This window comes from Chitinophagaceae bacterium (assembly GCA_016710165.1).
Classification (GTDB): Bacteria; Bacteroidota; Bacteroidia; order Chitinophagales; family Chitinophagaceae; genus Ferruginibacter.
Genome location: JADJLJ010000005.1, coordinates 98,630 through 123,471 on the forward strand (window position 1 = coordinate 98,630; position 24,842 = coordinate 123,471).

The 24,842-nt window shown below is 46.9% G+C and carries 25 protein-coding genes and 1 pseudogene; 13 read left to right on the top strand and 13 right to left on the bottom strand.

Going from position 1 to position 24,842, the window contains the following annotated elements:
- The first annotated feature begins 8 nt into the window (after positions 1-8).
- From IPJ02_16480 to IPJ02_16500, 5 genes are all read left to right on the top strand, one after another.
- A complete protein-coding gene (locus IPJ02_16480) occupies positions 9-1,202 on the top strand; it encodes a c-type cytochrome (GenBank protein MBK7377077.1) in 1,194 nt (397 codons plus the stop codon).
- A gap of 4 nt (positions 1,203-1,206) precedes the next feature.
- A complete protein-coding gene (locus IPJ02_16485; protein MBK7377078.1) occupies positions 1,207-2,688 on the top strand; it encodes a 4Fe-4S binding protein in 1,482 nt (493 codons plus the stop codon).
- 11 nt (positions 2,689-2,699) lie between these two features.
- Positions 2,700-3,131, top strand: coding sequence for a FixH family protein (locus tag IPJ02_16490; GenBank protein ID MBK7377079.1), 432 nt, complete (start codon positions 2,700-2,702; stop codon positions 3,129-3,131).
- Between the two features lie 27 nt (positions 3,132-3,158).
- A complete protein-coding gene (locus IPJ02_16495; GenBank protein ID MBK7377080.1) occupies positions 3,159-3,872 on the top strand; it encodes a sulfite exporter TauE/SafE family protein in 714 nt (237 codons plus the stop codon).
- Positions 3,873-3,992: 120 nt separating this feature from the next.
- A complete protein-coding gene (locus IPJ02_16500; GenBank protein ID MBK7377081.1) occupies positions 3,993-4,373 on the top strand; it encodes a hypothetical protein in 381 nt (126 codons plus the stop codon).
- 2 nt (positions 4,374-4,375) lie between these two features.
- On the opposite strand, the gene IPJ02_16505 is transcribed toward IPJ02_16500, so the two are convergent.
- The gene (locus IPJ02_16505) at positions 4,376-5,434 is read right to left on the bottom strand and encodes a response regulator (protein ID MBK7377082.1); all 1,059 of its coding nucleotides are present in this window, start codon (positions 5,432-5,434) and stop codon (positions 4,376-4,378) included.
- A 24-nt stretch (positions 5,435-5,458) separates the two neighbouring features.
- On the bottom strand, positions 5,459-6,724 hold the full coding sequence (locus tag IPJ02_16510; protein ID MBK7377083.1) for a PAS domain S-box protein: 1,266 nt from the start codon (positions 6,722-6,724) through the stop codon (positions 5,459-5,461).
- A gap of 101 nt (positions 6,725-6,825) precedes the next feature.
- Here IPJ02_16510 and IPJ02_16515 point away from each other — a divergent pair, with 101 nt between their 5' ends.
- On the top strand, positions 6,826-9,327 hold the full coding sequence (locus IPJ02_16515) for a cation-translocating P-type ATPase (GenBank protein MBK7377084.1): 2,502 nt from the start codon (positions 6,826-6,828) through the stop codon (positions 9,325-9,327).
- On the opposite strand, the gene ytxJ is transcribed toward IPJ02_16515, so the two are convergent.
- On the bottom strand, positions 9,320-9,661 hold the full coding sequence (gene ytxJ, locus IPJ02_16520) for a bacillithiol system redox-active protein YtxJ (protein ID MBK7377085.1): 342 nt from the start codon (positions 9,659-9,661) through the stop codon (positions 9,320-9,322). The genes IPJ02_16515 and ytxJ overlap by 8 nt on opposite strands.
- Before the next feature lie 309 nt (positions 9,662-9,970).
- Between ytxJ and IPJ02_16525 the strand changes: the two genes are divergently transcribed.
- The 3 genes from IPJ02_16525 to IPJ02_16535 all read left to right on the top strand — a co-directional run bounded on the left by IPJ02_16525 (position 9,971) and on the right by IPJ02_16535 (position 13,305).
- On the top strand, positions 9,971-10,741 hold the full coding sequence (locus tag IPJ02_16525) for a 3'-5' exonuclease (GenBank protein ID MBK7377086.1): 771 nt from the start codon (positions 9,971-9,973) through the stop codon (positions 10,739-10,741).
- 77 nt (positions 10,742-10,818) lie between these two features.
- A complete protein-coding gene (locus IPJ02_16530; GenBank protein MBK7377087.1) occupies positions 10,819-11,613 on the top strand; it encodes a polyprenol monophosphomannose synthase in 795 nt (264 codons plus the stop codon).
- A 96-nt stretch (positions 11,614-11,709) separates the two neighbouring features.
- Complete coding sequence (locus IPJ02_16535; GenBank protein ID MBK7377088.1) at positions 11,710-13,305, top strand: carboxypeptidase-like regulatory domain-containing protein; 1,596 nt, start codon at positions 11,710-11,712, stop codon at positions 13,303-13,305.
- 103 nt (positions 13,306-13,408) lie between these two features.
- Here IPJ02_16535 and IPJ02_16540 read toward each other — a convergent pair whose 3' ends face one another.
- Complete coding sequence (locus tag IPJ02_16540) at positions 13,409-13,630, bottom strand: tyrosine-type recombinase/integrase (GenBank protein ID MBK7377089.1); 222 nt, start codon at positions 13,628-13,630, stop codon at positions 13,409-13,411.
- Positions 13,630-14,307 (bottom strand): tyrosine-type recombinase/integrase, encoded by a 678-nt coding sequence (locus IPJ02_16545; GenBank protein MBK7377090.1) that lies wholly within the window; start codon positions 14,305-14,307, stop codon positions 13,630-13,632. Before IPJ02_16545 ends, IPJ02_16540 begins: the two co-directional genes overlap by 1 nt.
- A gap of 94 nt (positions 14,308-14,401) precedes the next feature.
- On the opposite strand from IPJ02_16545, the gene IPJ02_16550 reads away from it, so the two are divergent.
- Positions 14,402-14,908, top strand: a complete 507-nt coding sequence (locus IPJ02_16550) for a YkgJ family cysteine cluster protein (protein MBK7377091.1) — start codon at positions 14,402-14,404, stop codon at positions 14,906-14,908.
- A 102-nt stretch (positions 14,909-15,010) separates the two neighbouring features.
- Here the strand turns inward: IPJ02_16550 and IPJ02_16555 are convergent, their stop codons facing one another.
- The gene (locus IPJ02_16555; protein ID MBK7377092.1) at positions 15,011-15,367 is read right to left on the bottom strand and encodes a YraN family protein; all 357 of its coding nucleotides are present in this window, start codon (positions 15,365-15,367) and stop codon (positions 15,011-15,013) included.
- A gap of 108 nt (positions 15,368-15,475) precedes the next feature.
- On the opposite strand from IPJ02_16555, the gene IPJ02_16560 reads away from it, so the two are divergent.
- A complete protein-coding gene (locus IPJ02_16560; protein MBK7377093.1) occupies positions 15,476-16,015 on the top strand; it encodes a hypothetical protein in 540 nt (179 codons plus the stop codon).
- 30 nt (positions 16,016-16,045) lie between these two features.
- Here the strand turns inward: IPJ02_16560 and IPJ02_16565 are convergent.
- Positions 16,046-16,431, bottom strand: a pseudogene (locus IPJ02_16565) (ribonuclease HI).
- A 183-nt stretch (positions 16,432-16,614) separates the two neighbouring features.
- A complete protein-coding gene (locus IPJ02_16570; protein ID MBK7377094.1) occupies positions 16,615-18,243 on the bottom strand; it encodes an acyl-CoA carboxylase subunit beta in 1,629 nt (542 codons plus the stop codon).
- Between the two features lie 150 nt (positions 18,244-18,393).
- On the opposite strand from IPJ02_16570, the gene IPJ02_16575 reads away from it, so the two are divergent.
- Positions 18,394-18,858 carry a DinB family protein gene (locus tag IPJ02_16575; protein ID MBK7377095.1) on the top strand — a complete coding sequence of 155 codons (465 nt, stop codon included), beginning with the start codon at positions 18,394-18,396 and terminating at the stop codon, positions 18,856-18,858.
- Positions 18,859-18,899: 41 nt separating this feature from the next.
- Here IPJ02_16575 and IPJ02_16580 read toward each other — a convergent pair whose 3' ends face one another.
- Positions 18,900-19,286 (bottom strand): STAS/SEC14 domain-containing protein, encoded by a 387-nt coding sequence (locus IPJ02_16580; protein MBK7377096.1) that lies wholly within the window; start codon positions 19,284-19,286, stop codon positions 18,900-18,902.
- A gap of 134 nt (positions 19,287-19,420) precedes the next feature.
- Here IPJ02_16580 and IPJ02_16585 point away from each other — a divergent pair, with 134 nt between their 5' ends.
- A complete protein-coding gene (locus tag IPJ02_16585; protein MBK7377097.1) occupies positions 19,421-20,476 on the top strand; it encodes a linear amide C-N hydrolase in 1,056 nt (351 codons plus the stop codon).
- Positions 20,477-20,511: 35 nt separating this feature from the next.
- Here the strand turns inward: IPJ02_16585 and IPJ02_16590 are convergent, their stop codons facing one another.
- The 4 genes from IPJ02_16590 to IPJ02_16605 all read right to left on the bottom strand — a co-directional run bounded on the left by IPJ02_16590 (position 20,512) and on the right by IPJ02_16605 (position 24,558).
- Complete coding sequence (locus IPJ02_16590) at positions 20,512-21,303, bottom strand: dienelactone hydrolase family protein (protein ID MBK7377098.1); 792 nt, start codon at positions 21,301-21,303, stop codon at positions 20,512-20,514.
- A gap of 100 nt (positions 21,304-21,403) precedes the next feature.
- Positions 21,404-21,778 (bottom strand): hypothetical protein, encoded by a 375-nt coding sequence (locus tag IPJ02_16595; GenBank protein ID MBK7377099.1) that lies wholly within the window; start codon positions 21,776-21,778, stop codon positions 21,404-21,406.
- Between the two features lie 69 nt (positions 21,779-21,847).
- Complete coding sequence (locus IPJ02_16600) at positions 21,848-22,363, bottom strand: RidA family protein (protein ID MBK7377100.1); 516 nt, start codon at positions 22,361-22,363, stop codon at positions 21,848-21,850.
- A 266-nt stretch (positions 22,364-22,629) separates the two neighbouring features.
- On the bottom strand, positions 22,630-24,558 hold the full coding sequence (locus IPJ02_16605) for a M13 family metallopeptidase (protein MBK7377101.1): 1,929 nt from the start codon (positions 24,556-24,558) through the stop codon (positions 22,630-22,632).
- Between the last annotated feature and the right edge of the window lie 284 nt (positions 24,559-24,842).

Below are 24,842 nucleotides of genomic sequence, written 5' to 3' on the forward strand. Positions count from 1 at the left end.
TTTACAGTATGATACGCAACAGATCCAATCAACATAAAATTACATTCACTGCCCTGGCATTGCTTGCAGGCAATGTGCTGGCAGCACAGACCACTACGCCGGCAACCGCCCAGCCGGCTTCTTCGGGGTACAACCAGCTGGCTGTTCTGCTGGTGGTGATGATCATTGCACTGGCTTTCGTCATCTGGGGCATGGGCCGTGTGCTTACTGCGCTGGGCAGGCTATTGCTTGATAAAAGCAAAGAAGCATCCAGGGCGCTCCCGGTGATCATGCTTACCGGTCTTTCCCTGCTGAGCCAGTTGGGTTTTGCTCAGGATGCTGGTGCTGTTAAAGCGGCAGAACCAAATTTCGGGGGACTTTCTTCCACTTCCTTTTACCTCTTTGTTACCGTAATAGGGCTGGAGATCCTGGTGATCCTCTTTCTTGCCTTTTCGATCCGCAGGATATATACCGACCTGTTGCCGCAGAAAGCAAAAGCAGTAAAGGAGCGGTCAAAATTTGCAACCTGGTGGTCGGGTATGGATAAAAGGATATTTACCAGGGCCGTGGCGGTGGAACAGGAAGCAGATGTTTTGCTGGATCACGATTATGACGGCATCAAGGAACTGGATAATGCATTACCACCCTGGTGGAAGTATGGTTTCTATATTACCATCGTGGTTGCTTTTGTTTACCTGCTCAACTTTCATGTATTTGGCATTGGTAAGAACCCTACCGAAGAATACAATGCCGAAATGGAAAAGGCCCGGATCGAAAAAGAGATTTACGAGGCCAGCAACAAGGATAAGGTGGATGAGAATAATGTGCCCATGGCAGATGCAGCCGGCCTCAAAGCCGGGGAAAAACTTTTTGAACTGAATTGTGTTGCCTGTCATTTAAAAAGCGGGGGAGGAAATGTTGGACCGAACCTCACAGACGATTACTGGCTGCACAAAGGATCGCTGAATGATATATACCATACCATCAAAGTGGGTTATCCCGACAAGGGTATGCAATCGTGGAGCAACCAGTTTACTCCCAAGGAGATCAGCTACCTGGCCAGTTACATCAAAACCCTGCGGGGAACCAATCCACCCGGTGCAAAAGCGCCCCAGGGCGATTTGTATGTGGAAGGTGCTGCGGCTGTAAAGGATTCAGCATCGGTTGCAAGGCCCGATTCAGTGGCTGCCGTGAAGGCAGACTCGGTTTCGGTAAAAAAATAAAAAAATGGCAGAAACTGTTGTAAAAGATAAAAAGGAATCCTTCCGGGATTCGGTTGCTACCATCAGCAAGGAGGGCAGACGTAATTTTATCATGCCCAAAAAGCCCAGGGGCAGGCTGTACAACCTCCGTACCTGGTTCAGCATCTTTTATCTTATCATTTTTTTCACCCTGCCTTTCATAAAAGTGAATGATGAACCCCTGTTCATGTTCAACGTGCTGGAAAGAAAGTTCATCTTTTTCGGGATGATCTTCTGGCCGCAGGACTTTTTCATTTTTGGGATCGGCATGCTTGCGTTCATTGTCTTCGTTATTCTCTTCACGGTCGTTTTCGGACGTGTATTCTGCGGATGGGCCTGTCCCCAGACCATTTTTATGGAAATGGTGTTCCGCAAAATTGAATACTGGATCGACGGGGATTCAAATAAACAACGTTTGTTAAAAGGAATGCCGTGGAATGGGGAGAAGATAAGAAAGCGGGTCGTGAAGTTCGTTGTGTTCTTCCTCATCTCTTTCATTATCGCAAACTTCTTCCTGGCATATCTCATCAGCATGGATAAGCTGATCGGGTATATTGAAAATCCTGCAGCACATGTTGGTACGCTCATCTCCCTGCTGGTATTCACCAGTGTTTTCTTTTTTGTGTACTGGTGGTTCCGGGAGCAGGCATGCATTGTGGTTTGCCCCTACGGCAGGCTGCAGGGGGTGTTGCTTGATAAAAATTCCATCGTGGTTGCCTATGATCATAAAAGGGGGGAACCACGGGGCAAGCTTAAAAAGGCCGAAGACCACGACTGCAAATGTGTTGATTGCAAGGAAGAGGGTGCCTGTAAAAGCATGAATTCGAAACTGGAGGCAATGATAAGGCAGGGAGATTGCATCGACTGCTTTGCCTGTGTACGGGTTTGCCCTACGGGCATCGACATACGCAACGGTACCCAGCTTGAATGCGTGAACTGTACCGCCTGCATTGATGCCTGCGATGCGATCATGGACAGCATTGAAAAGCCAAAGGGCCTCATCCGCTATGCATCGGAGAACAGCATCAGCAGTGGGGTGAAACTGAAGATCAATGCAAGGATCAAAGCCTATTCTGCTGTGCTTCTTCTGCTTTTATCCCTGCTGGCATTTCTAATTGTAAGCAGGACCGACCTGGATGCCCGGTTAATGCGTACGGCAGGAATGACATACACCACGTTGCCGGACGGAAGGATAAGCAACCTCTACAACCTGAAGCTGGCGAATAAGACCCACCAGGACATTGATTTCAGCCTGATGCTGGAAGGCCTGAAGGGCGATATCTCCTTTGTGGGAAGCGGTAGTATGACGGTGCGGAAAGAAGCCTATTCAAACCTGCAGTTCCTGATCATACTGGATCCCAAACAACTGAAGGGCTGGAAAACAGAGATCCGGATGGGTATGTATGAGAAGGGGAAAAAAATAAAGACGATCACGGCCAAATTTATCGGGCCGGAAGTATATAATTAAAACCAACTATTATGAACTGGGGATATAAAATACTGTTTGTGTACATCGCATTTGTGGCGGGCATCCTGGCAATGGTCTTCGGATCATCTTCTCAGAAAGTAGACCTGGTAACGCCGGATTATTATGCCAAAGAGCTGAAGTACCAGGATAAGATCGATGAGTTGGGACGGGTTGCCGCATTATCGGCGCCGGTAACGTATGAGCTTACGGACGATAAACTGGTCATTTCCTTCCCGAAGGATTTCACGGGTAAGAAACTGGTTGGCGAGGCCGTACTTTATTGTCCTTCCGATGAGAACAAGGACATAAAAAAGAATTTTTCTGTGCAGGATGAACCACTGAGCATCCCGCTGGGGCAGGGCAAAACGGGAATGTATGAGTTGCAGCTAAGCTGGAAGGAGGGTACCGTGAGCTATTATTTTGAGAAGAGGATATTCATATAAAACGATCCAAAAAAAGCAGACCGGAAAATGACTGAACTGATACTTGCGGCATTTACCATGGGGATACTGGGAAGTTTCCATTGTGTAGGCATGTGCGGACCTTTGGCCATGTCATTGCCCCTGCGCACCGACAGCCACTGGTCTAAATTTTCAGGCGCATTGATTTATAACACCGGCCGCATTGTAACGTATGCTGTGTTTGGACTGCTGTTTGGCGCCATAGGAAAGACCTTTTCGTTATTTGGTTACCAGCAATGGTTGAGCATTGTATTGGGAGTGCTTATCATTGTATTCATCATTCTGCCGAAAAGGATATCGGCATTGCAGAACCGTAATGCCGGTTTGTGGCTGTATGAAAAAGTACGTTCAGCGATCGGCAGGCTTTTCCTGCAGGGTACCGGTGCATCTTTATTTTCCATCGGGTTGCTGAATGGCTTATTGCCCTGCGGGCTGGTTTATATGGCTGCGGCGGGAGCGGTTGCCACCGGCGACATTGTTTACAGTATTGTGTTCATGGCTTTTTTCGGACTGGGTACCTTGCCGGTCATGTGGAGCGTTGCATTCCTGGGCAATTTTGTAAGCCTGGGTATCCGGAAAAGGATCCGTAAAGCATATCCCTATATGATGGCAGGTATGGCCTGCCTGCTCATTCTGCGGGGAATGGGACTGGGTATACCGTATGTGAGTCCGAAAGCTGCGGAAAAAAAGGTGGATGCAATTGAATGCTGTGTGAAACCCTGATTAATCTCAGGTATCGGGGTGATGTTTGTCCTTTATCCCGGCACTATTAGAAAATAGATTTGTAACATCCATAGAGACTATATAAGTGGAACAGAAAGGAGAAAAGATCAAATGATAATTATGGCAACTGTTGAAATGTTAAAACCAGGGCAGTTTCATCATGAAAATAAAACCTGGCTGCGCTTGCTGGAATTCTTTAAACAGGAAAATACCGTTTTGAAAAACCGGCTGGCAGAAGTATTGGATCACAAGACCGATAAAGGTTTCCTGGCGCACGCAGAGCACTTTCAGAACAGTTTCATTTTAAAAGATGAATTCATTGATGAGTTGCGCCATGATGTGAACATACAGGCCCAGTCACTGACCAGTAAAGATGAGAACGTACTGGATCCTAAGATAGTAAAGAAGCAGGAAAAACTCCGCAACGAGATGGAGTACCTGGAAGCCGATTTTGCAAAACTCAAGAACGAGTTCAACAAGTACCTTTCCACGAACCTGTAAGGTCAGTTCAGCATCGCTGCCAGTTTCTTTTGATTGGTGATGATGATATTCCCTTCGGCAATTTCGATCAGCTTTTCACTCTTAAAATCGCTCAGGGTGCGGATGAGGGATTCGGTAGCGGTGCCGGCAATATTGGCCAGGTCTTCCCTGGATATGTGCATGGAGAACTTATCCTGGTTTTCCCGTTGATATTTATGCTGGAGGGTCAGCAACGCATCGGCCACCCGTTTACGGAGGGAATTGTATGCCAGGCCAAGCAGTTGTTCTTCTTTTTCCGAGATGTTCTTGGCCAGCAGTTTTACAAACTTATGTGTCACTTCCCGGTTATTGAGAAGCAAATTCTCAAATTCCTCTTTCGGTATGATGGAAATGTCGCAGTCTTCAATGGCTTCTGCGGTTTCTTTATACACGGTTTCTTCCAGCAGGGCGGTGTAGCCAAAAAAATCACCTTCGTTGTAAAGTCCCACGGTCAATTCCTTGCCGGCATCGTTCGTCTTGAAAGTTTTTACTTTTCCCTTTTGAATATAGAATAAACGGTTCGGGTGGTTGCCCTCGGAGTATATGATCTGTTTCTTCCGGTAATGGTTGATGTGCCGGTCAGATGCCAGTTCTTTTAAGGCATTATCACCCCGGAAATCATTCAGCATCTGGTGCATGCCTGCTGCATTGCTCTCGTAATTCTTGGCAAACAGGTCGGTCTTGCGGATGCGGCTTTCCACCGCATTCAGCAGTTCTATATCGCTGAACGGTTTGGTGATGTAATCATCGGCGCCCATTTCCATTCCCTTCCTGAAATCACCGCGTTCGGCCTTGGCGGTCAAAAAAATGAATGGGATGCCGGTCAGGTCCGGGTTCTTGTTCAGCAGGTGCAGCACGCCATAGCCATCCAGCACGGGCATCATGATGTCGCAGATGATGAGGTCGGGTTTCTCTTCCAGGGCCATCTCCACGCCCACTTTACCGTTCTCGGCTGTACGTACCTTATAACCGGCCAGCTCAAGTATCTCGGCCGTATTGTCTCTTATTTCATCGTTGTCTTCTATCAGCAGTAGTTGTTTCATATATAAAAAGACAGTTTAATCCGGTTATTCTTTCTTAAATGTAATGATAAATTTGGTCCCTTTCTCCAATTGGCTGCTGAATTCAATTTTGCCGTCCATGATCTCTATATAACGGCCTACAATATGCAGCCCCAGTCCCGTACCCTGTATATTGATCACATTGGCACCCCGGAAGAACCGTTCAAAAAGGTGTTCCTGGTCTTCTTTTGATATGCCCACCCCGTTATCCTGGACCGTTATTACTATCTCGCCGGCCGAAGTGGTGCTTTTTACCTGGATGATCCCGTTGTCGGACGAGAACTTGATGGCGTTGGATAACAGGTTGGTGATCACATTCCGAAGCAGCGAGGGGTCCAGGAAGGCCATTTCGTCGCCCGTATGTGTGTAAATGATCTGCTGGTCTTTTTTGGCTATGCCCTCCATTTCGGTACAAAGAGCGGAAATGAGTTCTTTGATATTGAAAGAAATATTATTGGCGAGGATCTTCCCGTCTTCAATTTTCCCGATGGACAGGAATTCATTCAGTAAACTGGTAAGGTTATTTACGGATGATTTGATCCGTTGAATGTGTTTGTCCCTTTTTTCCTGCTCTTCGGTTTCGGTATATTTGGCCACCAGCGAGGCGGAAGAGAGTATGGTGCTGAGCGGCGTCCGGAACTCATGTGAGGCCATGGAAACAAAGCGGCTCTTCAGGTCACTCAGTTCCTTTTCCTTGCTTAGTGCCTTGGTGAGCTCGTCCCTGGATGACTCCAGCTGGGCCAGGGTTTCTTTTAACTGCCGGGTACGCAGTTCCACTTTTTCTTCCAGTTCATCGTTGAGCTCTTCGATTTTCTTATTTGTTTCTGCCAGTTGTTCCCGCTGCTGCATAACGGCATTCTCATATTCTTTTCGCTTGCTTATGTCAATGATAAATGCAATGGTATAACTTTCGCCGTCCATTATGTAATTGCTCAGGCTTATCTCCACCGGGAACTCGGTACCGTCTTTCTTCACTGCAAAAAGGTCTTTGCCTACCCCCATGGGCCGGGGTTCGGGATTCTTATTATAGTTATCCCGGTATTTTGTATGTTGGGGGTGATAGCGATGGGGGATAAGCTGTTCAATTTTTTTCCCAACCAGGTCCTCTGCACGGCTGTATCCAAACTGTGAAAGGAGGAAGTTGTTCACCAGGAGTATCACACCCCCCTTGCCGGCAACCAATATGCCCATGGAGGCAAATTGAAACAGGGCCTCAAATTTTTCTTTTTCCTGCTGCAGGTTTTCCGTTGATGTAAATGTGCTTGGCGGCATGTATGATTTGTGGTGCTAAAATTACAATAAAGGAAATACATGCCGAACAGGTAATTGCATTAATTTTAATTGCGGCTCAAAAACAGGCAGTCGTGCGGGTAATGGCAGACATTAATTTTAAAGCGGAAGGCTTGAACCAGCAGGCGGTAGCTGATTCCCGGAAGAGATACGGGTTCAACCGGCAGCATTTTAAGAAGGAATCGGGGTTCTTTCTGGTACTGAAAGATGTAGCTGCAGAACCCATGTTCATCATGCTGGTGCTGGCAGCCACCATCTACTTTATCACCGGCAACCGCAACGACGGTATTTTTATGTCGGCAGCCATTGTTTTTGTGTCTGCCATATCCATTTTCCAGGACTTTCGCAGCCGCAATGCCATTGCAGCATTGAGGGCGCTTACCCGGCCCATGAGCAAAGTGATACGAAACGGGGTAACAGCAGAAATAAACAGTGAAGAGATCGTGGTGGGTGACCTGATGATCGTGGAAGAAGGAGGTTCTGTTCCTGCAGACGGGGTCATCATCCGGTCAAATGATTTTTCGGTCAACGAATCCATACTCACAGGTGAATCGCTGAGTGTGTTCAAGTCGGAGCAGGACCAGAATAACAAGGTTTACCAGGGAACGTTTGTGTCGGGCGGGTTGGCCATTTGCCGGGTAACAGCTATTGGCAACGAGACCAACCTGGGAAAAATAGGCGGCGCCCTTTCTTCCATTGAAGAAGAAAAAACGCCGCTTCAGTTGCAGATAAACAATTTCGTAAAGAAGATGGCTGTTGCCGGCATCATCATCTTTCTCATTGTGTGGGGCATCAATTACGCTCAATCCAGCAATATTTTCGACAGTTTATTGAAAGCACTTACGCTTGCCATGAGCATATTGCCCGAGGAAATACCTGTTGCCTTCACCACTTTTATGGCGTTGGGCGCCTGGCGGCTGATGAAAACAGGGGTTATCGTAAAACAAACAAGAACCGTTGAAACACTGGGCAGCGCTTCGGTCATTTGTGTAGACAAGACGGGGACCATTACCGAGAACAGGATGGAACTGACCCGGATCTTTGTACCCGGGGAGAAAGGCTTTTCCATTCCCGGTAATTCGTTATCCGGGAAAGAAAAGGAACTCATCCGTACGGCCATGTGGGCCAGCGAACCGATCCCCTTCGACCCGATGGAAGTGGCCCTGCACCAATGGTACCAGGATCTGTATGCAGTAGATGAACGTCCTTTTTACAAAATGGTTCATGAATACCCGCTGGGGGGAAGGCCCCCCATGATGACGCATGTGTTTGAAGATGGTTCAGGGCACCGCATTATTGCAGCCAAGGGGGCACCAGAAGCCATCATACAGGTTTCTGCTTTATCTGCCGGGGAGAAGAATATAATAACGGCAGCCGTGAATGAATTGTCTGAAAAAGGATACCGGGTACTGGCTGTTGCCGAAACAAGCCATGAAGGAGGTACTTTTCCAAAGGAACAGCAGCAGTTCAGGTTCTCATTCAAGGGGCTGCTTGCATTTTATGACCCTCCCAAGAAGAACATACAGGCAGTTTTCAAGGCCTTTGAGGATGCCGGCATTGATGTAAAGATCATCACCGGCGATAATATGGCCACCACCCATACCATTGCCATGCAAACGGGATTTAAGGGAGCCGACAGGATCATTGACGGGGAAGCGCTGCATGCATTGACGGATGCGGAACTGGTGACAAAAGTAAATGCGGTGAACATTTTTACCCGGGTGTTTCCGGATGCCAAGCTCCGGGTCATCAATGCGCTGAAGGGAAATGGAAAGATCGTGGCCATGACCGGGGACGGGGTGAACGACGGCCCCGCTTTAAAATCGGCACACATCGGCATCGCCATGGGAAAAAAGGGAAGTGAGATCGCAAAGCAGGCCTCTTCCCTGATCCTTACAGATGATGACCTGGCAAAGATGGTGGATGCCGTGGCCATGGGAAGAAAAATTTACAGCAACCTGAAAAAAGCCATCCAGTACATCATCTCCATTCACATACCCATTATACTTACTGTTTTTATACCCCTTGCCCTTGGCTGGGTATATCCGAATATCTTTACACCGGTGCATGTGATATTTCTTGAACTGATCATGGGCCCTACCTGTTCCATCATTTACGAGAATGAACCCATTGAAAAGAACATGATGCAGCAGAAGCCCCGGGAGTTCAGCACCACTTTCTTCAACTGGCAGGAACTTCTGACAAGTATCATCCAGGGAATTGTTATCACTGCCGGCACCTTGTTTATCTACCAGTATGCCGTACAACAGGGCTGCAATGAAAAAACGACCCGTACCCTGGTCTTTATAACACTCATCTCCGCCAATGTTTTTTTAACACTTGTGAACCGTTCCTTCTACTATTCCGTGCTGGAAACAAGCAGGTACAGGAATAACCTGGTCGTCATCATAATTGCTGTTACTGTTTTACTCACCGTTTTATTTGTAAGCATTCCCCTGCTTGCAGGATTATTCCAGTTTGAAAATCCCGGTTTGGTCATGGCGGCGATCGGTATACTTACCGGGTTTATTTCGGTTGCCTGGTTCGAGGGAGTAAAATTCTTTAAAAGGAGGAAGGTCAGTTAAGGCGTACCTGTTCTGCAATGTCAGCCATATCGATCCCGCCATGGCTTTCTTCATAAAAGCATTCCGCATCTTTTATTAAAAGTACCTGCGGCGATTCGTGATGAACGGAAAAGTCTTCGGCGACCTGGTCAGAAAGGGAACGGAAGCGAAGCAGGTCAAGAAAATAAAAATCAGTCGTGGGAGGTTGTTCGTGTACATTTCTTTCCAGCCGGTTCCTGGCCATACTGCTGACGGAACAACGGGAGCTGTGTTTAAAGATGACCTGTACACGGGTTTTAGACAGTTCTTTGATCCGGGAAAGCTGCTGCAGGCTGTTGAGTTCGATCCAGTTCATATAATATGGTACCTGGGGTTAGTGAATGATGCCTTCATTCATGGGGCAACCTGACTTGCGGCTTGGGGCACAACTGCTTACAATGGCTGAAACAGTAAGAATTACCAGCAGGGCAAAAAATAATTTTTTCATCATTTCTCTTTTGAGATTAAAAAACCTATTATTGCAGATAAGGGTTTCCGCAAAGATAATTTATCAACGGTAAACGACGAAATACAATTAATATTACCTTCGGCATCAATTTTATACCCAAAAGCGGGTTGCCGCCCTGTGAAAACTGAATGTTCATCTGATAAAATAAAATCCAACATGTTGCAACTTAAACGTCCCATTGTTTTTATTGACCTCGAAACAACCGGAGTAAGCCTCTCCACAGACCGCATTGTAGAGATCGCCCTGGTAAAAATAATGCCCGACAAAAGCAGGCTGACCAAGCGAAAACTGATCAATCCCGAAATGCCTATCCCGCAGGAATCAACCGACATTCATGGCATAAGCAATGAAATGGTAAAAGATGCCCCCACGTTCAAGCAGGCTGCCAACGAAATAAAGATGTTCATTGAGAACTGCGACCTGGGTGGATACAACAGCAACCGCTTTGATATTCCCATTTTAATGGAAGAATTTTTAAGGGCTGGCATGGATGTTGACCTGAGTACCCGTAAGATGATCGACGTGCAGCATATTTTTTATACCATGGAGCCACGGACACTTACTGCCGCCTACAAATTCTTTTGCGAAAAGGAACTGGTAGGTGCCCACAGTGCCGAGACGGATGTGAATGCAACCATTGATGTTTTGATGGCCCAGCTGAAACGCTATGAAAAACTGGGCGACTCGGTCGACTCGATACTCGGCGTGATCGGCGAAGACAAGATCGTGGACTATGCCCGCCGGTTCAGCTACAACGATCATGGTAAAGAAATATTCAATTTCGGCAAACACAAGGGGAGGGCAGTATCGGATGTACTAAGGGCTGAGCCCCAGTATTATGACTGGATGATGCGGGGCGATTTTCCGTTGCATACCAAGCAGAAACTGACCGAGATACTGAACCGGACCCTGTTAAAGAATAATTAAATACAGGTTGTAGAAAACAAGTTGCCAGGGCAATGTGTTATTTATTGTAAATTTGGATCAAACCCCTTCCCGTATTTTTGGAAAAGTTAGTCATCATACCAACCTTCAATGAAAAAGAAAACATCGAAAAGATAATTGATGCGGTCATTGGTTTGCGATCGGGTTATCACCTGCTTATCATCGACGACAATTCCCCGGACGGCACCGCTGATATCATCGATGCCCTTATTCCAAAATATCCCGGGCAGTTATTCCTGGAAAAACGGATCGGTAAACTGGGGCTGGGCACTGCCTATATACATGGTTTCCGCTGGGCCCTGGAAAAAGGTTACCGTTTTATATTTGAGATGGATGCCGATTTCTCACACAATCCCAAAGACCTTGATGCACTGTACCTGGCCTGTAAGAACGGGGCGGGGGTTGCTGTAGGTTCCCGTTACATAAAAGGCGGGGCGGTGGCCAACTGGCCAACGGACCGTATCATGCTTTCAAAAGGAGCCTCGCTTTATACAAGGATCATAACCTGGATGCCGATAAAAGACCCTACCGCCGGCTTTGTCTGTTACCGGGCCGAAGTACTGGAGGCCATCAACCTGGACCAGATCAGTTTCGTTGGCTATGCCTTCCAGATCGAAATGAAATTTGCCGCCTGGAAACTGGGCTTTAAGATAACCGAGGTACCCATCACGTTCATCGACCGTGAATTTGGCGCCAGCAAGATGAACAAAGGCATCATCAAGGAAGGCGTGCTGGGAGTTTTAAAACTGCGCTGGCAAAGCATGTTCAAGAACTACCGTAAGAAGGTCACCAGGAGTGTTTACGATGACCGGGTGAGTTTTCAGCAACCCGATATCGTGCTGGAAAGTAAATGATCCTTTCCTTACTGCACCCAACCTTTCTCTGAAAATATTTCCATCCAATTTATGTAATGATTTCTGATGCGGCATCCGTATAGCAAACCGGCTGTTATGCAGAAGTTACATCTCTCCATTCCCGATCCATGCCACGAGAACTGGCACCACATGACGCCCACGCAACAGGGCCGCTATTGCAATGCCTGTGCAAAGGAAGTGGTTGACTTCAGCATGATGACCGATACCGAAGTGCTGAACTATTTTACCAGGCTCACCCACGAAAAAGTCTGCGGCCGGGCTTTACCCGCTCAATTGAACAGGACCATTTTCCGTCCGAAAGAACCTAAGAAAAGGCTGTTCTGGTATTGGAATTACCTGCTGATGTTCTTTATGTTCTTTTCAAAAGCAAATACAGTGAAATCGCAGGGAGGGATCAGGACGGTTACTGAGCTAAGCCCGGTTAAGCCTGCTGTTGATAATATTGGTGAGCCGGCAATGGCCAGTTGGGTTGTAAAGGGTAACGTGACCGATATTGATGGCAATCCTGTTTCTTTTGCTTCAATTAAAATTAAAGGTACCCGCTATGGAATTTCAGCGGATGCCAATGGCAGCTACTCAATTAAAGTAAAACCAAATGACATACTTCTTGTTGCAGGTGCAAGTTTCCGGGAAACAGAAGTCGCGATAGGAACGCAACGAATAATAAATATCATCTTGGACTATGGATATGCATCCGGACTTATGGAAATAGTTGTAGCAGGCAGGAAAAGTATGAATAACTCAAAACATGTTGCTGTACTGAATGTAAAAGACGATGAAACCAGACAGCCTGTTGGCAACGCTAAAATTATTGTTATAAAAGGAAGTAACAATGACGCAGATACTGTTTTAGTAGATAAGAAAGGAGAATATAAACTGAAGGGGTTAAAAGGAAATGAGGAGTATTTTATTAAAGTAGAAGCTGAAGGTTATGGTGTTAGTGAATTTACCATCAACGCCGATAATTTTAAGGACAAGAAAAAAAACTGGGAAGTTTTATTGACCAGGCAATTAAAGGAGCTGCCTGGTAATAAACCGCCGGCAAGAAAAAACTGTCCAGGCGCAACGGTACTGCTTGGTGCTGTAAGTGTTATTGCAAATAGCAGTGAGCCTCTGTATGTGGTGGATGGTACGATCATGCCAGGCAGCGTTAATATTAACCCGGATGACGTTGAAGAATACTCAATACTCAAGGGGCCCGAAGCAACTGCCTTATTTGGCCCGGATGGCTCAAACGGGGCAATAGTTATAACCACCCGGAAGGCAAAAGCGAAGACGCTGGATAGTGTGACAGTTATTTCTGACTTCGGAACCAGGAGAGTGGCCGGAATGGTTGGTGCGGTGAGTGTGGTAAAAAAGATCTCCGCATATAATGAAGTAAAAGCCCGTATCAATACTTTGCTGACCGACTCCATAAGAATATTTCCCGATCCCGTTCAGCGGGGCAATGCAATCAATGTATCATTAAAATTAAAACAAGCAGGCATTCACACTATTCAAATTGCGGATGCTTCCGGGCGTATCATGCTGCAAAAACAGATCACTGCAACAGTAAACGGTCATACAGAAAAAATAATTGCCGACAGTAAATGGAGTGGGGGCGTTTATTATATCCGGGTATTCGATGACAAAAACCAGTTAATAAGTAAAAGTAGTTTCATAGTTCGATAGTGATGGTTGTTTACGCCGGTCATGTTTGCTGCCTGAAACTGATTAATAAATACAGGAGCAACTGACCGGTTTTTTATGGCCTGGCGTCCCGTCTGACCAGGTACTATTTAAAAGCCGGGTGAAACTGGTGCAGGGTTTCCCGCAGGTATTCCCGGTCGAGGTGTGTATAGATCTCGGTGGTGGTGATGCTTTCGTGCCCCAGCATTTCCTGAACGGCCCGCAGGTCGGCCCCGCCTTCCACCAGGTGTGTGGCAAGGGAATGGCGCAGGGTATGCGGGGAGATATTCTTGGTAATGCCAGCTTTCTGTGCCAGCTCTTTCAGCATCAAAAGATCATAACCCTGCTGAGTTTGCTACCCCGCCTGTTCAGGAATAAAAAATCTTCCTGCCCGGGTTTGATTTTTATATGTACCCGGATATCATTCCGGTAAATGTTGATGTACCGGATGGCTTCGCTGCCAATGGGCACCAGCCTCTCCTTATCGCCCTTGCCGATCACCCTGATAAAACCCACATCCAGGAAGAGGCAGCTGATACGCAGGTTCACCAGTTCACTCACCCGTAGCCCGCAGCTGTACATGGTTTCCAGTATGGCTTTGTTGCGGCCGCCTTCGGGTTTGCTCAGGTCAATTTGTGCAATGATGCTTTCGATCTCTTCAAAACTCAGGGTGTCGGGCAACATTCTTTTTTGCCTGGGCGATTCCAGCAGTTCCGTGGGGTTTGCTGTAACGATCTGTTCCATAACGCAATACCGGTAAAAGCTTTTCATGCCCGAAATGATCCTCGATTGGGAAGCAACGGTCATGCCCAGTTCGCCTGTCCATTGCACGAAATTTTCCAGGTCTTTCAGCTTAAGTTCCTGCGGGGTTACCATTCTTCTTGTTGTTTGCAGGTAATCCGTCAGTTTCTCAATGTCACGCAGGTATGCCTCTACCGAGTTATCGGCCAGTGATTTTTCAAGCTGCAGCCAGGCTTTAAATCCTTTCTTATAGGGTTCCCACATGCGGCGAAGGCGTTTGAAAATTAAGATTATTCATTAAAGTCAATATACACTATTTTCGCAGCCTAAATTTCGTCAATAGTCATCAATATACAATATGCAGGCAGTTAACCTCCGTTCGTTCAGGCAAAAAGTACGTTTCAATAAAAAAAGACTGAGAGCATTTCTTACAAAGATCGAGAAGGATCCCCCACGGGGACTGGATAATCTTACCCGGTCACTGGAGCCCGAAGTGTGGAAGGAAGTGGACTGCCTTAGCTGCGCCAACTGCTGCAAGACGATGAGTCCTACGTTCACCAAAACCGATATCAAACGGATATCAAAACATTTTGGACAAACGCCGGAGGAGTTCACTAAAAAATGGCTTCGTAAGGACAGGATCGGCGACATGCTCAACAAGGTGGAGCCCTGCCAGTTCCTGAATTTAGCGGATAATAAATGTTCCATTTACGAAATAAGGCCTGCCGATTGTTCCGGCTTTCCTCATTTACCCAAAAGAAAGATGCTGGACTATATGCACATACACAAGCAGAACATTGAATACTGCCCGGCTACGTATAAACTGGTGGAGAAGATGCAGGAAGCAATGGAAATTGGGCATTAGGCATTGGTCATTAGGAGAATACTTGTTTAAGATCCATGATCCCTGAACCCTGATCCAGTATCCTGTATCCTGTATCTTGTATCTCGTATCCCGTATTCCCTCTCACAAATACACATCTTCGATCAGAAAATACTCAACGGGTTCATCCTTTATGATCGTGATGGCGAGTATGTTGAACTGTATCCTTTTCCATTGGGGTTGCTGGTAAAGATATTCTTCTGAGGCATTTATAAGGTTCTGTATCTTTTTTTTAGAAACCGCTTCTTCCGGGTGGCCGAATTTTTTTGTACGGCGGGTCTTCACTTCCACGAAATGCAGGATGCCGTCTTTTTGGGCAATGATGTCCACTTCCCAGTGCAAATGACGCCAGTTCCGGTGCAGCACAGCAAAGCCTTTGCCGGAGAGGTATTCCACGGCCATGTTTTCCCCCAGGCTGCCGGTCTTATTGTGCTGTGCCATGGTTCAAAGTTATTGATTTGCTTAATTCACAGGCTGAGGATAACTGCATTTACAAAATGCCACCGGAAAAATATTATTGCTTATTTTTGTGAAAATCTTCCAGAAGGTATGAAACAAAATAAACTGAATTTACTGGTTGCTGCTGTATTGGTAATTTTTGCGGTGATCTTAAAAGTAGCAACCCATCCACATACGTTTAGTCCGATCATAGCGATCGCATTATTCAGCGGGGTAGTTATAACAGATAAAAGACTTTCTTTTGCCATGCCCTTGTTCGCCATGTTTGCATCGGATATTATCCTGGAAGTTTTCACTACGTCCCCCGGATTCTATGGGTTAGAGCAGATAGGCAACTATGCCGCTTTGTTGTTCATCACCCTGCTTGGGTTTGCAATGAAGAAGATCAACATTATTACCGTGGCCGGATTTTCACTGGTTTCATCGCTTTTGTTTTATTTTCTCAGTAATACCAACACCTTCTTTTTTGATACGTTAAATGCTTACGATAATATTTTCAGCGGGTACATTAGTTGCATGACCGCAGGGATTCCTTTTATCAAGTGGGTACAGGATCTTATTTTCAGTACAATTCTTTTTGGAAGCTATGTGTTTTTGTTTAAGACTGCCAGAAAGAAAGTCGTAGCTTGAATAATTTGATATCTGAAGATTAACTGATCTTCAAATCAATTCTTCATAGCCTTCATCAACGGCAAGATGTTTCCCGTCGGCTGCAGCCGTGGCCAGTTCATCGCAGCGGTTATTAAAGGGGTTATCGGCATGGCCTTTCACCCATTTCATTTTTATTTTCATCTTCCGGGAAAGATGAAAATATCTGGTCCAAAGGTCTTTGTTCTTTTTCCGCCTTTAAAGTCTGTTCTTATCCAGTTATTCAGCCAGCCTTCCTCAATGGCCTTCACCACGTACTGGCTGTCGGAATAAATGACCACCGGCAGCTCTTTTTTGGTAATGGCTTCCAGCCCGGTGATAACGGCCAGCAATTCCATCCGGTTGTTGGTAGTAAGGCGAAAGCCTTTGGAGATCTCTTTGCGGTGATGATTCCACATCAGTATAACGGCAAAGCCACCGGGGCCGGGATTACCACGGGAAGAACCATCGGTATAGATCTTTATTTCAGACAATTAGTAATCGTTTAAAGGTTTAAGTCGTTTAAGGGTTGAAGGCTTAAAGAAGGTATAAATTTTTTAAACCCTTTAAATGGCTTAAATCCTTAAACGTGGAAACGTTCATCAAACCTGGAAAACCCCTGTTTTAAATTCCGGGATATCCGGGTTGTGATCCGCTGCAGCAATGCCTTCTGAAATGTATTTCCTTGTTTCTCCCGGGTCAATGATGCCATCCACCCAAAGCCGGGCAGCAGCATAATAGGGGGTGGTTTGAGAATCGTAGCGTTGTATCAGTTGTTGCAACAGTTTTTTTTCCTCTTCGGGAGTGATCTCTTTGCCTTTGGCTTTTAAGGTAGCCACCTGTATCTGGAGCATGGTTTTGGCCGCCTGCTCGCCACCCATCACCGCGATCTTTGCCGTGGGCCAGGCATAAATAAAACGGGGATCGTAGGCTTTGCCGCACATGGCATAGTTGCCTGCACCATAGGAATTACCGGTGATGATGGTGATCTTGGGCACTACCGAATTGGCAACAGCATTCACCAGTTTGGCACCGTCCTTAATAATACCACTGTGTTCGCTGCGGCTGCCTACCATGAAGCCGGTCACGTCCTGTAAAAAAACAAGCGGTATCCTTTTTTGATTGCAGTTCATGATGAAGCGGGCTGCTTTATCGGCGCTGTCGTTGTAAATAACACCGCCCAACTGCATCTCGCCTTTCTTGCTTTTTACGATCAGGCGCTGGTTGGCAACAATACCCACCGCCCATCCGTCCACGCGGGCATAACCACACACGATGGTCTTGCCGTACTCTTCTTTGAAAGCATCAAAACTTCCTGCATCCACAATGCAGTTGATGATACCGGTTACATCGTAGGGTTTGGTATTTCCCTCACTCATGATGCCATAGATATCACCATTATTTTTTTCCGGTGCTTTTGATCTGATCCGGTCAAAGCCGGCCTTTTTGTGGTGGCCGATTTTTCCCATTATCTTCTTCACCTTGTCCAGGCATTCCTCTTCTGTCTTGAATTTATAATCGGCAATACCGCTGATGGCATTGTGTGTTTCTGCACCGCCCAGTGTTTCAATGTCTATGTCCTCGCCAATGGCAGCCTTCACCAGGTAAGGGCCGGCTAAAAAGATCGAACCATTGCCTTCCACCATCAGTGTCTCATCGCTCATGATGGGCAGGTAGGCGCCACCAGCCACACAGGCGCCCATTACGGCGGCTATCTGTGTAATACCCATGGCACTCATCTTTGCATTGTTGCGGAAGATGCGGCCGAAATGTTCTTTATCGGGAAAGATCTCGTCCTGCATGGGGAGGAAGACACCGGCACTGTCAACCAGGTATATGATGGGCAGGTTGTTCTCCATCGCTATTTCCTGCATCCGTAGATTCTTCTTACCGGTGATGGGGAACCAGGCACCTGCTTTCACGGTCTGGTCGTTTGCAACGATCACACACTGCCTGCCGCTTACATAACCAATACCGCTGACGGTGCCGCCTGCCGGGCAGCCCCCTTCATCGGGGTACATATCATAGCCGGCAAAAGCGCCTATCTCTGTAAAAGCGGCATCCTTATCGCACAAATATGCTATCCGTTCCCGGGCGGTGAGTTTGTTCCGCTCTTTTTGCCGGGCTGCCGATTTCTTTCCGCCGCCTTCATAGATCTTTTCCAGTCGTTGCCTTACCTGGCTCCAGGCCAGTTTCATTGCATCCTCGTTCTTGTTGAATTCAATGTTCATGCGAAATCGTTGTCAGTTAATGGTTCATGGTTCATGGTTCGGGGTTCATAGTTTATGGCCGGTAGCCGGAATTGTCAATGAAATTGTACATTTGATACAACCCGGGGCTATGAACCATTAACAATTCACCACGAACCTACTGACAAAAATATGGCTAATGAAATTAACCGCATACTAAAACTATTTGCCGACCTGCAGCATGGCGATTGCTGGATCGGGCTCAACTTTAAGGAAGTGCTGCATGGCATGGATGCGGGGAAGGCTGCCAGAACCCTCAGCGCAGACGGCAACAGTATCTGGATGCTGGTATCGCACCTTGTTTACTGGCGGACCACCGTGGTTAACCGCCTCACTGGAAGTGATAACCCGCCGCCGTTCAAGGATTTTTCACTGCCCCCGGAACTGGATGAGGCCAACTGGAAACAGGCCCTGCATGATTTTGAAGCAGCATATCATTTGCTCCGCAATGCCATACACCATTTTAATGAAGATAATCTCTATAAAGATTCTCCCAAAAAGGGGCAGACCTACTACGAACTCATTATAGGATGCCTGCAGCATGATGCCTACCACATGGGGCAAATGGCGCTGCTGAAGAAAAGTTTAGCTGGTTAAATAATGTTCTGTTTTTCCCAAAGCAGGTTGCTTCGGATCTTTCATTTTAACGATTGGTAAGTTTCATTTGTCAGCCAGTGCTGAGCTTTTTGGAAAGAAGTGAATGCAAAATACTGCAGTCCCCTGTTTGTACATACGGTTTGCCAGAAACGGGCCATCTTTTCATAGTCTTCTGCGATCACAATGGCAATTTTGAACTGGCGGATACCGGGCGGGAAATTGTCGAGGTAGAATTTAACCAGTTCGTAATACGGAAAAAGTTCCAGCGGAAATTTAGTGGCCACCTCATCAACCAGTATCCTTTTGGCCTGGTGTTTTATGATCTCGTCATGGATCAGCCTGCTTTGTCTCAACAGGTCATCCCTGGTAAACAGTTCACCCCTGGATTCTACCAGCAGGTATCCTGGTTCGGGGCGGGATGTGATCACGATATTCATTTGACAGTGTAACGGTATATACAAGAAACAAAATTTTATTTGATTTTAAAAGAGGCTTCTTTTCCGCTCATCCTTTTTCCCGGCGGGCCACTTTAAAATAATGGGTAGCTTGAAGAAAGTACGCCATGAAAAGAATAATGGTATTCTCCCTGTTTAGCTTTTGCAGCCAGGTTATTTCAGCCTGCACTACCTTCTGCATCAATAAGAACGGCCAGATCGTTTTTGGAAGGAATTATGACTGGGTGACCGGTGCCGGCATTGTAAATACCAACCAGCGTGGACTGTTTAAAACCTCCCTGTACACCAGTGACGGGCCTGCCGCCACCTGGATATCAAAATACGGCAGTATCACATTCAACCAGTTTGGGAAGGAATTTCCAACCGGCGGAATGAATGAAAAGGGGTTGGTGGTTGAACTGATGCAACTGGACGGCACCACGTATCCTGCTGCCGACAACAGGCCAGCGGTGATCGGGTTGCAGTGGATACAATACCAACTCGACAATTCTGCAACCACTGCAGAACTGATCCGCAGTGATGCACAGATACGGATCAGCACCAGGGCCACACCCATTCATTTCCTGGTAGCGGATTCGGGGGGCAATGTGGCCACCATAGAATTCCTGGATGGCAGGATGACTGTTCATAAAGAGGATGACCTGCCTTTCCCGGTACTCACCAATAATACCTATGCATCCTCCGTTCAGACAGCAAACTCACTGGTTGATAAACCCGGTATCTTGCCAGGCAACAACTCGCTTGACCGTTTTGTGAAAGCATGCAGGATGCTGAAGCGATACCAGGATTCCGGTAGCAATATACCCGTTACCGGTTTTGCCTTCTCTATCCTTGATAAGGTAGCACAGGGCAGTTTTACCAAATGGAGCATCGTGTATGATATCAGCAATAAGCAGATCCATTTTAAAACAGAAACCAATAAGAATATAAAGACCATTGAATTCTCTGTTTTTGATTTTGCATGCAGCCAGCCGGCAAAGATGTTCAACATGAACCAGGAGGGCAGGGGAGACGTGAGCCATCATTTTATTCTGCCCGATAAAAAGATCAAGCAGCAGGTAATGGACCAGGTGGCCCTGGAAGGCGGGAGCCGGATCAGGATCAATAAAAAACAGCAGGAAGATCTGCTGCTTTTTGAATATGGGGTCAGTTGCAAACAGTAAAGAACCGGGCCATTACTGCCTGCAGGGGTTGTATCTTATTTGAACAGGTTTCTGAAAAATCCTTTCATCTCATTCCAGGAAGCGCTGTCGGCGGCGGCGTTATAGGCAATGGGAATATTGTACTTCTGTCCCACGGCCGTGGCATTCGGGTTGCTGAATGCGTGGGTGGCACCGGCGTAGCCTTTAAAAATATAATCTGCACCGATGGAGTCCATCTGTTTTTTAAACGCAGCTACTTCTCCAGGCAGAACAAATTTATCATCATTCCCGTGGCATACCAGTATTTTCGACCTCAGCAGGTTCTTATCGGCCGGTGTGCCCAGTAAACTGCCATGGAAACTGACAATGCCTTTAAGTGGCTCACCCATCCTCGCTAAATTCAGCAGCATGCCTCCGCCAAAGCAATAACCAATGCCGGCCATATTCTCGGTATCCACCTCTTTGTATTCTTTTAGTTTAGTAAGCGCTGCATCAAAACGTGCTTTGGCCATGGCAGGGTTTGCATAAAACGGCCCGGCCAGGTTCCCGGCATCGGTAGGGTTATCGGCCCGGCGGCCATTGCCATACAGGTCAACCGCCATGGCAATGTAACCCATTTCGGCGAGCTGCCTGGCCCTTGATCTCGCATAGTCATTCATTCCCCACCACTCATGTACCACAAGTACCGCAGGGCGTTTGCCTTGCTGGTTTCCGTCGTACACAATGTAGCCGTCCATGGTAAGGCTGTCGAGTTTGTAACGGATGTTCTCTTCTTTTAATTCCGGTGCCATGGCTTCTTCTTTTTTATCAGCATTATTGTTGCAGGAGATCAGCAGGATGGCACACATAAGGGGGATGCAGGAAAAAAGTATACGTTTCATGATCGTTGATTTGTTCATTTGATAACAGAATGGGCTTACGAAGGTTTACCAATTTACAAAATTTGTTTCAGGATTGTCTTTTCCGGTTATACCGTAAAACAAATATACCCGTAACCAGAAATGGGATTACGGATCCTGCAATTTTAATACTGGGGGTGATCAGTCCGATAAAAAAAAGGAAAAGCATGATCGAACTTAAGCAGGCCAACCCCGCCAGGGTTAATATCCTGCCCGGTCTTTTCTGAAAAAAGGTAACCAGCAGCATGATCTGCCCGCACAAAGGAACCAGGATGAAGGGGTGTAAAAAAGCACCGGGGTCACTAATAGACCTTGAGAATATATCCGCTTCACCCTGGAAAATGAACATACTCTTGTCCTTTCCCCATTCCAGGTAGCCCATAAGGAATGTCAGCAGCAGGCAGATATTCAGCAGTCTTTTCAATTCGCAGGTCTTTTAGATCTCAACATCCGGGTATTGCCGGGCAGGATATTTTATTGATCCGCCCGATCATTATTTTGCCTTATGCGCTTCCATGTCAATTTCGATAAGCTGCCCGGGGACCGCCAATCCTTTTACTTCAAGCCAGGTGCCGGTCGGGAACTGTTTTTTATACACGGTATTCCGGAAGCCTGAAACCTTGATAAATTCGGCCATATTGGTTGTGAAAACATTTTCCACTACCACGTCGTCAAACGTATACCCATAATGCTGTAAGATCTTTTCCAGGTCGCTGTAGCAGTTTTTCATCTGTTGTTCCATATTGCCGGGGGCAACAATGACCCCCGAATCGTTCATGCTTACCGCCCCGGAGATCTTAAGGTCATCCCCGATCCTTACGGCATGTGAATAGCCATACTCTTTTTCCAGTTTGGGCCGGAGATTAAAATATTCATGTGTCTCAGCCGGCACTGCTGCTTCGGTTTTCACTTCCTTGGGGGTTTCGTTGCAGCTTTGTACCACGAAGATCAAAACAACCACTGCTGTCAAACGGATCAATTGGTTTGAAAGGTTGAATACTTTTTTCATTTTGCTTGTTTTATTGCCTACTCTGGATGGTTTTCGGCTTCCCCGTTCAGAATAAAGGTTTACTGGGTATAGGCATATGCAAGGTCAGAACGATAATACCGGCCTGATCCGGAGTTGTTGTATTGACGTAACCGGGTTTACATCTTCATTCATATTCAGCAGGAATCAATACAAGAACTGCTTTGCGGTTCAATTTACAAATAATGTAATAAAAACCGGGAATGCTTTTTTAAGCATCCCCGTTTAAAATAGCTGCTCAACCGGTCTTACCAGATCTTCGTTCTCTTCTCCGGTGCTTTATACATTTTATCTCCTTCCTTCAGGTCAAAGGCCTTGTAAAATGCTTCCATATTGGTAAGCGGTCCGTTGGCACGGTGTTCGCCCGGTGAGTGGGTATCGGTAAGTATGCGCTGTGCGGCTGCTTCGGGCAGAATATTATTCCGCCATACCTGCGCCCAGTTCAGGAAGAAACGCTGGTCAGGTGTAAAGCCATCGATCTTCTTATTGCTCTTGCCCTGTTTGGTATGCTTAAATGCTTCATAGGCAATGCTGAGTCCGCCCAGGTCGGCGAGGTTCTCACCCAGGGTCAGTCTGCCGTTCACATGCAGGGTATCCAGTACAACATACCCATTATACTGGGCCACCACTTCGTCGGCCCGCTTTTTAAATTCGTCGGCATCGGCCTTTGTCCACCAGTCGTGCAGGCTGCCATCGGCATCATACTGGCGGCCCTGGTCATCAAAACCGTGGGTCATTTCGTGACCGATCACGGCGCCAATGCCTCCGTAGTTGATGGCGTCATCTGCCTCAAAGTCGAAGAAGGGGAAACGCAGTATACCTGCCGGGAAAACGATCTCATTCTTTACCGGGCTGTAATACGCATTTACTGTTGGTGGCGTCATCCCCCATTCTGTCTTGTCTATGGGCTTACCCAGCCTGTTTATATTATCCTGGTAGTTCCATTGGTTGCAACGCCAGATGTTGCCGATAAAATCATCTCTTTTAATGACCAGCCCGTCGTAGGTCTTCCACTTGTCGGGGAAACCAATTTTTTTCGTGAAGGCATGCAGTTTCGCAAGGGCACGCTGCCTGGTCTCGGCACTCATCCAGTCAAGTTGTTTAATGCGGCTGTCAAATGTTTCCTGCAGGTTGTTCACCAGTTCCAGCATTCTTGTCTTGGCCGCCTGGTTGAAATATTTGTCAACATAAAGCTGTCCGAGCAGTTCGCCCAGTTGACCGTCGATCAGTCCGCTCATGCGCTGCCAGCGGGGTGTTTGCGTTTTTTGTCCGCTCATTACCTGGTTAAAGGCAAAGTTTGCATCCACAAATGCTTTGCTCAGGTAGGGAGCAGCGCCCTTCATTACACCCCATTGCAGGTAAACCTTCCAGTCGGCCAGGGAAGTGGCGGCCAGCAATGAATCAATGAAGACCATGAATTTCGGGTTGCTCACGATCAGGCTGTCTTGTTTTGTCTTATAGCCAAGCTGGGTTAAAATGGTTTGCCAGTTGAGGTTGGGTGTCTTGGCGCTGAGACCGTCTACAGAGAATTTGTTGTACAGCTTAACAGGGTCACGCATTTCTACCCGGCTCATTTGTGCATTTGCAATAGCGGTTTCCAGTTGCATGATGGTGGCGGCATTGGCAAGTGCCTTATAATTCTCCAGGCCGCAAAGCGTAAACAACGTGGCAATATATTTTGTGTATTCCGTTCTTATCTTCTGGCTGCGGGCATCATTCTTCAGGTAAAAATCCCGGTCGGGTAATGTGGTACCGCCCTGGCCGATGCCGATAATATATTTGGTTATGTCTCTTGAATCCTGTCGTACGCCAATGGTATATAAAGGGGCGGAGATGGACCTGGAGCGCAGGTAATTGATATGGTCAAGCACCTGTGATTTTGAGGGGAGTTTCTCGATCTCATCCAGGTATGGTTTAATGGGTTGGGCCCCCAGCATTTCAATGGCAGCGCTGTCCATGGCGCTGGCATAAAAATCACCCACCCGTTTCATCAGGTCGTTCCTGCCGGGGTTGGCTGCTGCTTCTTCCAGCAGGCCTTTAAGTGCCTGGGAGCTTTCTTCAGCAAGCTTGTCAAAACTTCCCCATCTTATTTTTGAAGGCGGGATCGGTGTGTTCTTAATCCAGTTTCCGTTGGCGTATAAATAAAAGTTGTCGCCGGGTTTTACTGATAGGTCCATATTGGCGGGATCAATGAACTTACGGGCCTGTTGTGCTATGGATACCGGAGGTGCCACGAAAAAACCGGCCAGCACGAGTACAAATACAATTCGTTTCATAGATTTTCGATTTTTTGAGTGGATAAAATTAGGCAACCTTGTATAAACAGCCATACAAAATATGTTAGCGGTAAAAGGGGAGGACGGGCAGCGCCCGGTTAAAGTCGTATCGGCCCTTTTATGTATAAATCCGATTACCAAAAGCTATGATTCGTTAATTTTGTCTCTTATTCAACAGCCATTGT